This is a genomic window from Armatimonadota bacterium (genome assembly GCA_031432545.1).
In the GTDB taxonomy this organism is placed as follows: Bacteria; Sysuimicrobiota; Sysuimicrobiia; order Sysuimicrobiales; family Sysuimicrobiaceae; genus Caldifonticola; species Caldifonticola tengchongensis.
Map to the genome: position 1 here is coordinate 1 of JAVKGX010000003.1, position 14,945 is coordinate 14,945.

General features: G+C 67.1%; 11 protein-coding genes. 9 read left to right on the plus strand and 2 right to left on the minus strand.

What is annotated here, in order from left to right:
- Together QN163_04615 and QN163_04620 are read left to right on the plus strand one after the other, a co-directional pair.
- The coding region (locus QN163_04615) for a glycosyl transferase (protein MDR5683292.1) at positions 1-277 on the plus strand (277 nt) is incomplete at its 5' end.
- Between the two features lie 38 nt (positions 278-315).
- Positions 316-1,674 carry a glycerate kinase gene (locus QN163_04620; GenBank protein ID MDR5683293.1) on the plus strand — a complete coding sequence of 453 codons (1,359 nt, stop codon included), beginning with the start codon at positions 316-318 and terminating at the stop codon, positions 1,672-1,674.
- A 19-nt stretch (positions 1,675-1,693) separates the two neighbouring features.
- On the opposite strand, the gene QN163_04625 is transcribed toward QN163_04620, so the two are convergent.
- Positions 1,694-3,079 (minus strand): HD-GYP domain-containing protein, encoded by a 1,386-nt coding sequence (locus tag QN163_04625; GenBank protein ID MDR5683294.1) that lies wholly within the window; start codon positions 3,077-3,079, stop codon positions 1,694-1,696.
- A gap of 1,255 nt (positions 3,080-4,334) precedes the next feature.
- On the opposite strand from QN163_04625, the gene glgA reads away from it, so the two are divergent.
- The 6 genes from glgA to glcF all read left to right on the plus strand — a co-directional run bounded on the left by glgA (position 4,335) and on the right by glcF (position 12,395).
- A complete protein-coding gene (gene glgA / locus QN163_04630) occupies positions 4,335-5,798 on the plus strand; it encodes a glycogen synthase GlgA (protein ID MDR5683295.1) in 1,464 nt (487 codons plus the stop codon).
- 116 nt (positions 5,799-5,914) lie between these two features.
- Positions 5,915-6,991 (plus strand): galactose-1-phosphate uridylyltransferase, encoded by a 1,077-nt coding sequence (gene galT / locus QN163_04635; GenBank protein ID MDR5683296.1) that lies wholly within the window; start codon positions 5,915-5,917, stop codon positions 6,989-6,991.
- 35 nt (positions 6,992-7,026) lie between these two features.
- Positions 7,027-8,613 carry a malate synthase A gene (aceB, locus tag QN163_04640; protein ID MDR5683297.1) on the plus strand — a complete coding sequence of 529 codons (1,587 nt, stop codon included), beginning with the start codon at positions 7,027-7,029 and terminating at the stop codon, positions 8,611-8,613.
- Between the two features lie 43 nt (positions 8,614-8,656).
- Complete coding sequence (locus QN163_04645) at positions 8,657-10,042, plus strand: FAD-linked oxidase C-terminal domain-containing protein (protein MDR5683298.1); 1,386 nt, start codon at positions 8,657-8,659, stop codon at positions 10,040-10,042.
- A gap of 8 nt (positions 10,043-10,050) precedes the next feature.
- Positions 10,051-11,127 carry an FAD-binding protein gene (locus QN163_04650; protein ID MDR5683299.1) on the plus strand — a complete coding sequence of 359 codons (1,077 nt, stop codon included), beginning with the start codon at positions 10,051-10,053 and terminating at the stop codon, positions 11,125-11,127.
- A complete protein-coding gene (gene glcF, locus QN163_04655; GenBank protein ID MDR5683300.1) occupies positions 11,127-12,395 on the plus strand; it encodes a glycolate oxidase subunit GlcF in 1,269 nt (422 codons plus the stop codon). Before QN163_04650 ends, glcF begins: the two co-directional genes overlap by 1 nt.
- Before the next feature lie 64 nt (positions 12,396-12,459).
- On the opposite strand, the gene QN163_04660 is transcribed toward glcF, so the two are convergent.
- A complete protein-coding gene (locus tag QN163_04660) occupies positions 12,460-13,386 on the minus strand; it encodes a CoA ester lyase (protein ID MDR5683301.1) in 927 nt (308 codons plus the stop codon).
- A 64-nt stretch (positions 13,387-13,450) separates the two neighbouring features.
- Here QN163_04660 and QN163_04665 point away from each other — a divergent pair, with 64 nt between their 5' ends.
- Positions 13,451-14,944 carry an MDR family MFS transporter gene (locus QN163_04665; GenBank protein MDR5683302.1) on the plus strand — a complete coding sequence of 498 codons (1,494 nt, stop codon included), beginning with the start codon at positions 13,451-13,453 and terminating at the stop codon, positions 14,942-14,944.
- Position 14,945: the final 1 nt, after the last annotated feature.

Genomic DNA, 14,945 nt, shown 5'->3' on the forward strand with positions numbered 1-14,945 from the left:
CGCACACGCGGCGATGGAGGTCGGGCCTTCCATCGAACTGGGAGAAGACCTGTGGGCGAAGATGGTCTACGACTTCGCCGTGGGGTTTCACCGAGAGGATCTCGACCCCGACGAGGTGGTCGGCGCACTCGTACCGATCTACTTCGGCCGGATCGCGGCATTCGCCGCCGAGACCGATTCGAAGACCACCGCCCAAGCCGAAGAGGTGATCGAGCGGCAGGCCCGGGTGTTCGAAGAGTTGAAACCGCGGCTGATCCAGGCGTGGGACCGGGGTTGATGTAACCGTAGCGTGCAGTCCGCGCGGCTGACCTCGTCATGTGGCAGGACGACCGCTGGATGCGATCCGGTGCCGATCCGGATCTGCGACGCGACGCGGCCGCGATCCTGGAAGCCGCCATACGCGCCGTCGATGCTCAGGAAGCCGTTCGCCGGTTTGTGCGGCGCGAAGGGGACGTCCTGTGGGTCGGGGCGTCGACCTACGATCTCAGTCGCATTCGACGGGTGTGGGTCGTGGGTTTTGGGAAAGCTGCGGCGTCGATGGCCCGGGGACTGGAGGATGTCCTGGGAGACCGGATCGCCGGCGGGGTCGTCGTGGTGAAGCACGGGCACCTGTCGGATCTGCGCTGCGTCGAGATCGTGGAGGCCTCACACCCGCTGCCCGATCGCGACGGCGAGGCGGGTGCACGCAAGATCGTGGAAGTGCTCCGAGAGGCCGCAGACGGCGATCTGGTGGTTTGCGTGATCTCCGGAGGGGGATCGGCGCTGCTCCCGCTGCCGGCGGAGGGTCTCGGGCTCGAAGACAAGGTCGCCACCACCGACCTGCTGCTGCGCAGCGGTGCAACGATCGTCGAGGTGAATGCTGTCCGCAAGCACCTGTCGGCGGTCAAGGGCGGACGGCTGGCGGCGGTCGCCTACCCGGCGCAGGTTGCGGTCCTCGTGCTCAGCGACGTCATCGGCAACCCGCTGGACGCCATCGCGTCCGGGCCGTTTGCTCCGGACCCGACCACCTACGCGGACGCCCTGGACATCCTGGGGCGCTACGGCCTCGAGGAACGCGTGCCGAAGACCGTGTTGGCGCGCCTGCGGCGCGGAGCATCGGGTGAGGTCGAAGAGACGCCCAAGCCCGGAGATCGGGTCTTCGAGCGGGTGACGACTACGATCGTCGGAAGCGTGGTGCAGGCGGCCGAGGCCGCGCAGGCTGAGGCTGTGGCGCGCGGGTACGCTTCCATGATCCTGAGCACGAGTGTCGAAGGAGAAGCTCGCGAGGTGGCTCGCGTCGTCGCCGCTCTCGCCAGGGAGGAACGCCAATACGGCCGTCCGGTGCCCCTTCCGGCCTGCCTGATCCTGGGTGGTGAGACGACGGTCACCGTGCACGGCAGCGGGCGAGGCGGGCGGAACCAGGAACTGGCGCTGGCTGCTGCCCTCGGGTTGGAAGGATGTGAGCGGACACTCGTCGTCAGCTTCGCAACGGACGGAACCGACGGGCCGACGGACGCTGCTGGTGCGGTGGCCGACGGCGACACGCTCCGACGCGCGCGGGACCAGGGGTTGAATGCGCACCGATATCTTGTGGACAACGACGCCTACACCTTCTTTGACGCGTTCGGAGACCTCCTGCGCACCGGCCCCACGAACACGAACGTCAACGACTTGATCCTGGTGATGGCGAAGTGAGGGTCTTGCCCCGGGCTGGTCAGGAGGAGGGGGAGGAGGTACGCTGGCCAGCGCGGTGGATGGGGATCACGCGGGCGCTGTGGCTAGGTGCTGGGGCGACGGTTTCCTCCGCCGGCGGCTCGATCGCAGCCGGGATGATCGGTCCCTTCAGTACGCCGCGGGCGATGAGTTCGTCTTCGAGCGCGCGGACCACCGAGAGGTCGTACTCCTTGCCGGCAACACTGTATAGTTCCCGGACGGTGGCCTCCGGAGTCTTCGCCGGGCGGTAGGGGCGGTCGGTGGTCATCGCATCGTAGGCGTCGGCCACCGCCAGGATTCGCGCAGGGTAGAGGATCTCCTCGCCCTTCAGGCCCTGCGGGTAGCCCGAGCCATCGAGCCGCTCGTGGTGCTGGTGGAGGACGTCGAGGGCCGGCCGGTAGAGGCTGATGCGTTCGAGGATACGTACCCCGGCTTCGACGTGCTCTTGCATCTCTCCGAGCTCGTCGGCGTCCAGTTTCCCCCGCTTCTGGAGTACGGCGTCCCGGACCGCGACCTTGCCCACGTCGTGCACCCGGGCGATGACTTCCAGGTTGTGCAGGTCCTGACTGCTGATTCCCAGGCGCCGACCCAGCGCCGTCGCCAGCTCGGCCACCCGCTGGGAGTGCTGCGACGTATATGGATCCCGAAGGTCGATGGCGTCGGCCAGGGCCTGGATGAAGCTATCGGTCTCCGTGCGCAGACGGACGTAGTTCTCGTAGGAGAGTTTGGTGGCGATCATTGGTGGAATCAGGAGGAGCAATGCGGCCGGATGCAGGTTCCAAAGAAGCACAGCGATAACCGCGAGGCCAATCATTGCTCCAAACACCGGGGCCACGACGGACATATTCTGAAAGAGCACTGGAGGCAATGACAGGCCCTGGGCTACCGAGATTACCATTGCGATCATGCTACTGTTTGCAACAAAGAAGACACCGCCCGCAAGAAGTGCAGCAATGATGCTATGCGGCAGGGCATTCTGAAAGGCAGTGTTGCCCGCAACACTTTGATAGGCGGTCCCAGCGAGAAACACTGAGACCCCGTACGTGGCGACGTTGTAGACCGTCTTAAACCAAGGCTTGCCGGCTTGAATGTGCGTTGTGGTTGCGGCAAACACCAGTAAGAGAAAGGCCACTGGCCATCCGTAAAGAATGAGAACAGGAAGGGCGATGATAATGGTAAGGGTTACCTCGGTGCCTTCCTTACCAATGTTGAACCTCGTAGGCCGAAGCTCAGTTAGGATTGCAGCGAAGGTCGCAGACATTAGCACAGCGACGTCCTGATGGAGAACCGGTACTCGATCACTGACCAACAGCAAGACAACGTGGACGGCAAGCATGCCGAAGCCTGCTGTAACGACAGCAATCAGCAGCTTTAACTGCGGGCGCACCGGAGCATTTCCTCCGCTCGAGGGGCGGTACCCGCCCGTCGAGGGGAAGTTAGGGAGCAAATCGCGTGCCACTTAGAACTACAGCCCCTCTGGCCTAGAAGATACAGAAGTGCCGTGTCATCAGGGAGTGCGGAGAACTCTGGCTTTATCCCCTGGCGCAGGCACGATGTGCGGAAGCGCTAGGCCCAGCGCTCACACTTGGTACGACCCCACTTGTTCATGCCGCCCTCCTCAACACTGGGGTAGTCATGACGGTGAACTGAGAACTGAAGGTTCTAGGCCCAGCGCTCACACTTGGTACGACCCCACTTGTTCATGCCGCCCTCCTCAACACTGGGGTAGTCATGACGGTGAACTGAGAACTGAAGGTTCTAGGCCCAGCGCTCACACTTGGTACGACCCCACTTGTTCATAGCGCCCTCCTCTGGTTTGGTGTGCAGTGCCGGTACCACCGCGTCCGTACGATCCGTCGATGCGTAACGGCTAACCCCACTTGTTCATGGCGCACTCCTTAATCCGGTTTGGCACGGTAGTTGCTCTTGCAGCACTGCGGCTACAAGTGCCAGCGGCCCGAGCCTCCGGCGTGCTGGGTACTACCTGTGTCTGGCGAGGGGGTCAGTGTGCCCTCGCGTCAGACAAAACAACCGACTGCGTCCGTCACAGTCGGTTGTCCGGCACTTTCCTTGAAGTTAGCTGGAGATTTGACGCACACCCCGTCTGGGGTCGGCGTCCAAACTCCAAGCGTCAATCCGAGTTCGATTGTCCTGGAAGCTGAAAAGACCCTATCACCCCTGCAGCGCCAGCATGCGGCCTCTACCGCTGTGCTGTCAAGAAAGTTCGTTTTTCCGGCTGTCCCCCGCTTTCTATATCGGACTCCGTTATAAATGCATGGGCTACGGTTCTGGACAAAGAACGTGCGCTCGGCCTTCTTCCGCCGCATGTGGGGCGCGGCTCTCCGTAGGCCGGTCCAATGCATGGAGGTTGGCCGCTGGCACAAGCCGAGCGCTGGAGTTCGCTCGGCGGTGGCAGCGGTGCCTGCTATCATGACCCGGGACGGCCTGGATGGCCTAACGGGTCCATATTGCACTGCACGTGTCGCCACCGGACGGGGCGCACCACCCGGTCGTGACCGCCTCGAGACTTGATCCCCGTCCGGGGCTTTCAAGCGTGTCATGGGCCGCCGGCTTAAGGTCCGATCGAGGCCGCCGCACGGTTGACCACCGGCACCGACCATTGGCTTTCGTGGGGTGACGCCTTGCGGGTGCTGTTCGTCTCCTCGGAAGTTGCACCGTTCGCGAAGACCGGCGGACTCGCGGACGTGAGCGCCGCGCTGCCGGCTGCTCTGGCCCGAGCGGGGATCGACGCGAGGATCTGCATGCCGCGGTATGGTTCCATCCCCATCCCTGCGCCCTCAAGCCTCGTGCGCGAGAGCGGTGGGGAGATCGTCGAAACCTCGTTGGGTGACGTCACGGTCTGGATGGTGGATCATCCGGGCTACTTCGACCGTCCGGGCCTGTATGGGGAGGGCGGGCGCGACTACGAAGACAACCTGGAGCGGTTTGCGTTCTTCTGCCGCGCGGCGCTGGCATGGTGCCGGCAAAGCGGCTGGATCCCCGACGTGGTCCACTGCAACGACTGGCAGACCGCGCTGATCCCGGTCTACCTGAAGATCGCCCATTGTGGCGATCCCGATTTGCGGGACGTGGCCAGCCTCCTGACGGTCCACAACCTGGCCTACCAGGGCGTGTTTCCAGCCGAACGCTTCTCGGCCACGGGCCTGCCGCCGGAGCTGTTCAGTTCGGCTGCGTTGGAGTTCTGGGGCAAGGTCAACCTGCTCAAGGGCGGGCTGGTGTTTGCCGATCTGTTGAGCACGGTCAGCCCGACGTACGCGCGCGAGATCCAGACCCCTGAGTTCGGGTGCGGTCTCGACGGTGTCCTGCGCGAGCGGGCGCACGATCTGTACGGCATCCTCAACGGGGCTGACTACACGGTGTGGGATCCCTGGGTGGACGAACTCATCCCGGCCCGCTACAGCGCAGCCGACCTCAGCGGCAAGGCGGTCTGCAAGGCAGAGCTGCAGCGGGAGTTCGGTCTGGACCCGGCGCCAGAAGCGCCACTGTTGGGGGTGGTGTCGCGGCTCACGGATCAGAAGGGGCTGGACCTGATCGCGGCGTGCCTAGACCGGATCGTCGCGGCCGGCGCCCAGTTCGTCCTCCTCGGCACGGGGGATCCCAAGTACCAAGACCTCTTCCGCAACGCTGCCCGGTCCCATCCGGGTTCGGTCGGCGTTCGGATCGGGTTTGACGAGCGGCTGGCGCACTGGATCGAGGCCGGCGCCGACATCTTCCTGATGCCGTCTCGCTACGAACCTTCGGGGCTGAATCAGCTCTACAGCCTCCGATACGGCACCGTCCCGGTCGTGCGCAGGACGGGCGGACTGGCCGACAGCATCACCGACGCCACACCGGATGCGATCGAGCGAGGTGAGGCCACGGGGTTCGTCTTCGTCGACTACACGGCCGATGCGTTGTGGACGGCCATCGAGCGAGCACTGGCTGCCCACCGGGACCCCGAGATCTGGTCCAGGTTGGTGCAGGCCGGGATGGCGGCGGACTTCTCGTGGGATCGGGCAGCGGCGGGCTACGTCGAGCTCTACCGTAAGGCGGTCGAGCGGCGCAGGGCCGGGCGGGACTTTGGCGACCGCGGATACGGAGGGTAGTATGGGGGCGTTCCCCGGCGCACGGTTGTCCCGATCACAGCGGAAGCCACCGCTCGTCGGACGGCCCGCGCGGACGGGGTGAGGGGGCAAACAAGGCAGGTATCTGGAGGCCGCAGGTGCCCGAGTTGCGACGTGATGTCGTCTCCGGCCGCTGGGTGATCATCGCCACCGAGCGGGCCGCCAGGCCCACGGACTTCACGAAGTCGCGGGAGGCGGTGCTGGAGGACCGTGAGCGATGCCCGTTCTGCTACGGTCGCGAGAGCCGGACGCCGCCGGAGATTTTCGCGATCCGGCCCGACGGGACCGCTCCTGATACCCCCGGCTGGCAGGTACGCGTGGTGCCCAACAAGTTCCCCGCACTGCGCATCGAAGGCGAGGTGAACCCCGACGGCGGTCCCCTCGCCGAGCACATGGACGGCGTGGGAGCCCACGAGGTCATCATCGAGACTCCTGACCACGATGCCCACCTCGGGCTGCTGTCGGCAGACCAGGTGGCAACGGTGCTGCGCGCATATCGGGAGCGCTACGTCGACCTCAGCCGCGATCCCCGCTTCCAGTACGCGTTGCTGTTCCGCAACCACGGCCGGTCGGCCGGCGCGAGCCTTTCCCATCCTCATTCGCAGCTGATCGCCCTGCCGGTGCTGCCGCGCCGGGCCGAAGAGGAGCTGGAAGTGGCGCGCACCTACTTCGCCGAGCACGCGCGCTGCCTGTACTGCGACGTCGTCGCGAGGGAGCTACGCGACGGAGGGCGCATCGTGCTCGCCAACGAGCAGTTCGTCGCCTACGAGCCCTACGCGTCTCGGTTCCCGTTCGAGACGTGGGTCGTCCCGAGGTTCCACCAGGCGTCGTTCGGTGATCTTGCCGACGACCATCTCCTGCCGATGGCCGAGGCTCTGGGTGCGACGCTGCACAAGTTGCACGCGGCGCTGGACAACCCGCCCTACAACTTCATCCTCCACACCGCACCGTACAAGCTCCTGCCCAGGCACTACTACCACTGGCACATCGAGATCATGCCCAGGCTGACCCACGTAGCGGGCTTCGAATGGGGAACCGGCTTCTACATTAACGTGGTGCCGCCAGAGCACGCGGCGCGCTACCTACGCGAAGCCCCGGCGCGCGTGTCGGCAACGGAGGTGGCCGGGCCGCCCAAGGAGCCCCTCCGGGTGCACGGGGAGGTCGGCGGGAGATGACCACGTCGACGTCGCAGTAGTTGGAGAAGACGACGATGAGGATCGTTTCGCCATCGGGTGTGGAGGTACGCGGTCCCGAAGTTCCGGGTGCCGAGCGGGTCCTCACCCCAGAAGCCCTGGACTTCGTCGGCGCGCTGCACTTGGAGTTCCGCGCCAGGCGCGGCGCGCTGCTGGAGCGCCGGTCGCAGAGGCAGGTGGAGATCCTCGCCGGCGCGATGCCCGACTTCCTCCCCGAAACCGCGGCTGTACGCGACGGCGCGTGGCGGGTGGCGCCGGCACCTCCCGATCTCGAGGACCGGCGCGTGGAGATCACCGGTCCCGTCGAGCGCAAGATGATGATCAACGCGCTCAACTCCGGCGCGCGCGTCTTCATGGCCGACTTCGAGGACGCGCTGTCGCCGACCTGGGCGAACGTCGTCGCGGGCCAGCAGAACCTGATCGACGCCGTGCGCCGCACGATCACCTACACGAGTCCGGAGGGCAAGCGCTACCGGCTGAACGAGACGACCGCCACGCTGGTGGTGCGGCCCCGGGGATGGCACCTGGTCGAAAAGCACGTGTGGGTGGACGGCGAGCCGATCTCGGCCAGCCTGTTCGACTTCGGGCTGTACTTCTTTCACAACGCGCGGGAGCTGCTGGATCTGGGCAGCGGTCCGTACTTCTACCTCCCCAAACTCGAGAGCCACCTCGAGGCGGCTTTGTGGAACGACGTGTTCCAGTATGCGCAGGACGCGGTGGGCATCCCGCGGGGGACGATCCGGGCCACGGTGCTGATCGAGACGATCCTGGCGGCGTTCGAGATGGATGAGATCCTCTACGAACTGCGGGACCACGCATCCGGGCTGAACGCTGGGCGCTGGGACTACATCTTCAGCGTGATCAAGAAGTTCCGCCACCGTCCCGACTTCGTGCTCCCTGACCGTGCGCAGGTCACCATGGTGGTGCCGTTCATGCGCGCCTACACCGAGCTGCTGGTCAAGACGTGCCACCGCCGCGGCGCGCACGCGATCGGCGGCATGGCGGCGTTCATCCCCAGCCGCAAGGACCCGGCGGTCAACGAGGTGGCGCTGGCGAAGGTGCGCGAAGACAAAGAGCGGGAGTCGGGCGACGGGTTCGACGGGACCTGGGTGGCACATCCGGACCTGGTGGCGGTGGCGCAGGATCCGTTCGACCGCGTGCTGGGCGGCCGCCCGCACCAGAAGGAGCGGCTGCGGGAGGACGTGCAGGTGACCGCGCGAGACCTGCTGGACATCCGCGTCCCCGGCGGCTCGATCACGGGCGACGGGGTGCGCAACGACGTCAGCGTGGCCCTGCAGTATCTCGATGCCTGGCTGCAGGGCACGGGAGCGGCCGCGATCTACAACCTGATGGAAGACACGGCGACCGCCGAGATCTGCCGCGCCCAGCTGTGGCAGTGGATTCGCCACGGCGCCAGATTGCACAAGGACGGCGCGGTGGATGAGGCGCTGTACCGTTCATTGCGGGAAGCGGAAGTCGAGCGCCTGGTCCGCGAGGGAGCCGCCGGATCGAAGGTAGGCGAGGCCGCAGAGATCCTCGACGCACTCGTGCTCAGCGAGGAGTTCGTGGAGTTCTTGACGGTGCCGGGGTACGAGCGGCTATAGGAGCGCGACTCACCCCTCCCTGACGCCCGTCGGTCATGAAACCGTGAGCACGTTCGACATCCGATCATCGCTTCGGGAGATCTACCCACCCGCTCGGATCCTGACGCGACCGGCCGAGCTGGCGCCGTACGAATCCGACGCGCTGACGGCTTTCCGCGCCCGGCCGGTCGCCGTCGTCCTGCCGCAGACGCAGGACGAGGTCGTGGCCACCGTCCGCTGGTGCAACCGTACGGGTGTACCGTTCGTGGCGCGGGGCAGCGGCACCAGCCTGTCGGGCGGCTCGCTTCCCGTGCCCGACGGGATCGTGATCGCCCTCAACCGATTGAACCGCATCCTGCGCCTGGACCCGACCGAACGCCTGGCCGTGGTGGAACCGGGCGTCATCAACAGCGACGTCTCGCGGGCGGCCGCGCCCCATGGTCTGTACTACGTGCCCGATCCGAGCAGCCAGCCGGTCTGCACGATCGGGGGCAACGTCGCGTTCAACTCCGGCGGGGCCCACTGCCTGAAGTACGGGATGACCACCAACCACGTGCTGGCGATCAAGGCCGTGCTGGCCGACGGCGAGGTGGTGCAGCTGGGGGGCGGCAGCGTCGAGGGCGTCGGGCCGGACCTGGTTGGGATCTTCGTCGGCTCCGAGGGGCTGTTGGGCATCGCGCTGGAAATCACGCTCCGGCTGCTGCCCAAGCCCGAAGGCTACCGCACGGTGCTGGCAGCGTATCGCACCCTCGAGGCGGCGGGCGAGGCGGTGGCCCAGGTGGTGGCGGCGGGGTTGCTGCCCGGCGCGATGGAGATCATGGATCGGCTGGCCATCGAGGCCGCGGAAGCCGCGGTTGGGGCGGGGTATCCGTTGGACGCGGCGGCCATCCTGATCGTCGAACTCGAAGGCGAACTCCCCGAGATCGAAGCCGAACTGGCGCACCTGATGCGGGTCATCAAGGTTTCGGGGGCCTACGAAGTCCGCCTGGCGCGCGACGAGGCGCAGCGGCAGGTGATCTGGAAGGGGCGTAAGAGCGCGTTCTCCGCGGTGGGGCGACTGAGCCCCGATTACATCGTCCAGGACGGCGTCGTCCCGCGCGGCCGGCTCGCAGAGGCGCTCGCGGAGATCGAGCGGTTGAGCCGCGAGTCAGGCATCCGCGTCGCCAACGTGTTCCACGCCGGCGACGGCAACCTGCACCCGCTCATCCTCTACGACGGACGCCAGCCGGGCGCGCTGGCACGGGCGGAGGAACTCGCCGGCGAGATCCTGCGGCTGTGCGTGCGTCTGGGGGGATCGATCACCGGCGAGCACGGCGTGGGGATGGAAAAGCGCGACTACCTGCCGCAGATGTTCGGCCAGGCGGACCTGGAGGCGATGCGGCGGTTGCGGCGGGCTGTCGACCCGCTGGAACTGTCCAACCGGGGCAAGATGTTCCCATCGCGCGAGTGAGCCTGCGCATGATCTGCCGCCCACGCAGCATCGACGATGTGCAGGAGGTGGTGCGCGAGCGTACGCGGATCAGGCCGCGCGGGGGCGGCACCAAGACCGCGCTCTCGGCTCCCGCCGACGGCGAGACGGTCGTGGACATGTCGGGCCTGACAGGGGTCGTGGAGTACGATCCGGGCGAGTTCACCTTCAGCGCGCTGGCTGGCACGCCGGTGCGCGAAGTGGAAGCACTGCTTGCACAGCACGGTCAGTACCTACCCTTCGACCCGCCGCTCGCCGCGGCGGGGGCCACGCTGGGTGGGACCGTCGCCGCGGGTTTGAGCGGGCCCCGGCGGTATCGCTACGGCGGGGTACGGGACTTCGTGCTCGGCGTGCGATTCGTCGACGGCGAGGGGCGCGTCGTGCGTGGCGGCGGCAAGGTCGTCAAGAACGTCGCCGGTTTCGACTTTCCCAAGCTGATGGTCGGGAGCCTGGGGCGGTTGGGTGTGCTGGTCGAACTCTCGTTCAAGGTCTTCCCGAGGCCACGGTCGTACGCAACGGTGCACGTCGAGCGCGCCGACATGAGCGCGGCGGTGGAGGCGCTGAAAGACCTCTACGTGAGTCGGTTCGACATCGAGGCGCTGGACCTGGAGCCGCCGGGCGTTCTGTGGGTACGAATCGGGGGCCTATCCGAGTCCCTGGACGTGCGGCTGCAGCGGCTGCTGGAGTTCTTGGGGCGGGCGGCGCGGGTTTTGCGCGGCGACGAGGAAGTTGCGCTGTGGGAGTCCGTCCGCGAGTTCTCGTGGGTTCCCGCCGGATGTTCCCTGGTCAAGGTGTCAATCACACCGGGACGGGTTACGGCACTGGAGGAGCGACTGGCAGCGAGGGAGCCTGCGCGCCGGTACAGCGTCGGCGGCAACCTGGCATGGGTAGCGTGCCCCGGTGACCTCGGAGACCTGGACGCGATCCTGACGTCTGTTGGACTGGCGGGCCTGTGCGTTCTGGGTCCTCCGGGGCGGGTGCGCCTGGGCGCGTGGGGCGACGGTGTGTTCGCCGAGAGGGTGAAGCGCGCCCTCGACCCTGGGGGGCGCTTCGGGAGAATTGCCTAGTGCAGCATAAGATTCCGCTGGGGCGGTACGGAGCGGCCGGTGCGCACATGGCCCAGGCCGTGGAGACGTGCGTGCACTGCGGGTTCTGTCTTCCCGCCTGCCCCACGTACCGTGTGCTCGGCGAAGAGATGGACTCCCCGCGCGGCCGCATCTTCCTCATGAAGGAAGTCCTGGAGGGCAGTCTGGCACCGGACGAAGCGGCGCCGTTCGTCGACAGGTGCCTGGGGTGCATGGCCTGCGTGACCGCATGCCCTTCCGGAGTCCGGTACGGCGAGCTGCTCGTACCTTTCCGCGATCATGCCGAACAGCACCGCCGCCGGCCCATCGGCGAGCGGGTGCTGCGTCGGGTGGTGATGGCGACGCTGCCCCATCCGGGGCGGTTCCGTCTCGCCGCGTGGGCAGGACGCCTCGCGGGCCCGTTGGCCCATATCCTGCCGTCACGCCTGCAGGCGATGGTGGAACTGCTCCCGTCTTCCCTTCCCTCGGCATTGCCGTTGCCTGAGGTCGTTCCGGCGCAGGGAACGCGTCGCGCGCGCGTGGCGCTGCTGTCGGGATGTGTGCAGGAGGTGCTCGCGCCCGAGATCAACCGGGCGACGCTGCGTGTGCTGAGCCGCAACGGCATCGAGACCGTGATCTCCAAGGAGCAGGGATGCTGCGGCGCTCTCCCGATGCACGCGGGAGAAGCGAAGCTGGCGCGCGCTCTGGCTCGCCGCAACCTCGCAGCGTTCCCTCCCGACGTGGATGCGGTGGTGACGAATGCGGCCGGATGCGGATCGGCGATGCGCGAGTACGGCCTGCTGTTTGCCGGCCACCCCGAAGCGCCGACCGCCGAGGCGTTGGCGCGCAGGGTGCGCGACGTGAGCGACTTCCTCGCCGAAGTCGGCATCGTGCCTTCAGGCTCGCTTGGTGCTGGGGTACGGGTGGCCTACCACGATCCCTGCCACCTCGCTCACGCGCAGGGGGTACGCGAGGCACCGCGGCGGCTGCTGTCAACCGTCGCCAACCTGAGTCTATTGGAGCCGGAGGAGTGGGAGATCTGCTGCGGGTCGGCTGGGATCTACAACCTCGAACAGCCGGACATCGCCCAAGACCTCGGCCGCCGCAAGGCCCACAACCTGCTGGCCACCGGTGCCGAGGTGGTGGCCACCGGCAACGTCGGGTGCATCGTGCAGATCCGGGCGCACCTCGCGAGGCTGGGCAGATCCCTGCCCGTCTTGCACACCATGGAGATCCTCGACCGGGCGTATTCTGGGCTTCCCCTCGCGTAGGTGCCAGCCACGGTGGTGGCACGGTGGTCAGACCATCAGACCACGTGCCAGGCACGCAACGGTGTCAGGCACCCACGTCGCGTATCTGCCGGGCCTTGTGCACCACCGCCTGCGCCATCCGGACCGAGGCCGCATCGACCATCCGGCCGTCGACGGCGAGGACCCCGCGTCCGTCGCGCCGCGCCTGTTCGTAGGCCTCCAGCACACGCCGTGCCCAGATGACTTCGGCTTCGGTCGGGGAGAAGACTTCGTTGGCGATCGGAACCTGCGCTGGGTGGACGCACCACTTGCCGTCGAACCCCATCGCCCGCGCCACCTCGCACGAACGCCGGAAGCCCTCGAGGTCGCGAACGCCGGCAAACGGGCCGTCCTGCGCGCGCAGCCCACGGGCGCGGGCGGCGACCACGATGCGGTGCATCGGATAGTGCCAGCGGTGACCGGGATATCGGGCATCCCACTCGTCGGGCACACCGATGGCCGTCGAGGGCATGCCCATCGATGCCGCATAGTCTCCCGGACCGAAGACCAAGGCTTCGAGTCGATCGCTGGCCGCCGCGATGAGGTCGACGTTGACCACACCCAGCGCCGTCTCGATCTGTGCCTCGATCCCGATCCGACGGCCGCCTCCCGCAGCGAGCTCGAGCTGATCGAGCAGCGTCGCGACAAACGTAACGTCCTCGATGCGCCCGACCTTGGGCACCATCACGCAGTCGACGACGGTTCCGGCCGATTCCAAGATCTCGACGAGGTCGCCGTACGCCCAGGGTGTGTCCAGGGCGTTGATGCGGAACATGCACACCCTTCCAGTCCAGTCCAGGTCCTGCAAGGCGCGAACCACGTTGGCCCGGCTCGGCGCTTTGTGCTCGGGCGGGACCGCGTCCTCGAGATCGACGAGTACCGCGTCTGCGCCGGAAGCCAGGGCCTTCTCGATCATCCGTGCGCTCGAGGCGGGGACGACGAGGATCGACCGCTCGAGCCTGGGTGGGACCATGCCGACCTCCTCGATATCTGTGTGACAATGAGTTCGCAAACGCGTGGGCGGGATCCTACGGAGTATGAAGATCGTCGTGACGCGTCCTGAGCTGGACACGATGACCGGCCGCGACCGCTGGCTGGTGACGTACGCCGTGATGCTCGGCATGTTCCTGGCGGCGCTGGATACGACGATCGTCGCGACGGCTCTGCCCACGATCGCCCGCACGCTGGACGGCATCGAACTGTACCCGTGGGTCGTCGCCGCATACTCGCTAACGATGACCGCGGGGACTCCTGTGTTCGGTCGCCTCAGCGACCGGTATGGACGTCGGCGCGTATACCTGTTCGGGATCGCGGCGTTCCTCGCAGGCTCGGCGCTGTGTGGTGCGGCGCGGACGATGCCGCAGCTCGTCGTGTTCCGGGCGATCCAGGGGATCGGGGCTGGGGCGCTGCTGCCGATCGCCATCACGATCATCGGCGACATCTACACCGTGGAGGAGCGCGCGCGCATCCAGGGGCTGTTCAGCGGCGTGTGGGGCGTGGCGAGCATCGTCGGTCCCGTCTTGGGCGGCGTGATCGTGAACTTCTGGTCGTGGCCGTGGATCTTCTATGTGAACCTTCCGATCGGGGCCGTAGCGCTGTGGGTCGTGTGGAGAGGGTATCCGGAGCGTCCCGCGGCCGCCGAGGGCGACGTGGACGTGCCGGGAGCCGTGCTGCTGGTGGCTTCCGTGGTGCTGCTGCTGGTGAGCCTCGAGCGGGGAAGCGTGCACTGGGCCGGTGTCGGGGCGAGCGTGCTGCTGGGGGCTGTGTTCGTGTACAGGGAAACACGGGTGGCGCACCCAATCCTGCCCCTGGAGTTGTTTCGCAACCGCGTCGTGGCGGTGACGTCGATCAGCGGGTTGCTGATCGGGGCCGCGTTGTTCGGGAGTTTGTACTACATTCCTCTGTTCGTCCAGGGCGTGCGGGGTGGGGCGGCGACCGACGCGGGGTTTGCGCTGATGCCGCTGATGCTGTCGTGGACGGTCGCGAGCACGATCGGCGGCCGCCTGATATTGCGGATCGGTTTCCGCGCGATCGCCTCCGTTGGGCTTGCGCTGCTGGCCGGCGGCTTCGTGTTGCTGACACGCATGAACCCGCAGATGTCTGTCGCGGCGGTGCAGTTCGCGACCGCCCTGCTCGGCACGGGCATGGGACTCGCGATCCTGGTGTTCGTGCTCGCCGTGCAGACTTCGGTCCCCTACGCGCAGCGTGGTCTCGCCACGTCGCTGACCCTGTTCTTCCGGACGATCGGCGGCGCGATCGGTGTGAGTTTGCTGGGTAGCCTCCTGCTCGCGCGTCTGGCGGCCGACGGGTTTCCCGCGCGGGCGGTGCAGACGGTCCTCGACCCGGTCAGGCGCGCGGCGCTGCCCGGCGCCACGCTGAGCGCGATGCAGGATTCGCTCGCCTCCGGGCTCGGCACGCTGTTTGCGGTGTCGCTGGTCCTGGTGCTTCTCGCGCTCGTCTCGCTGCGCTGGCTGCCGGCCGGACGGGCGGTTGACCTCCGCGCGTCGGTCGCTCCGGAAGCCGCCGAGTAGC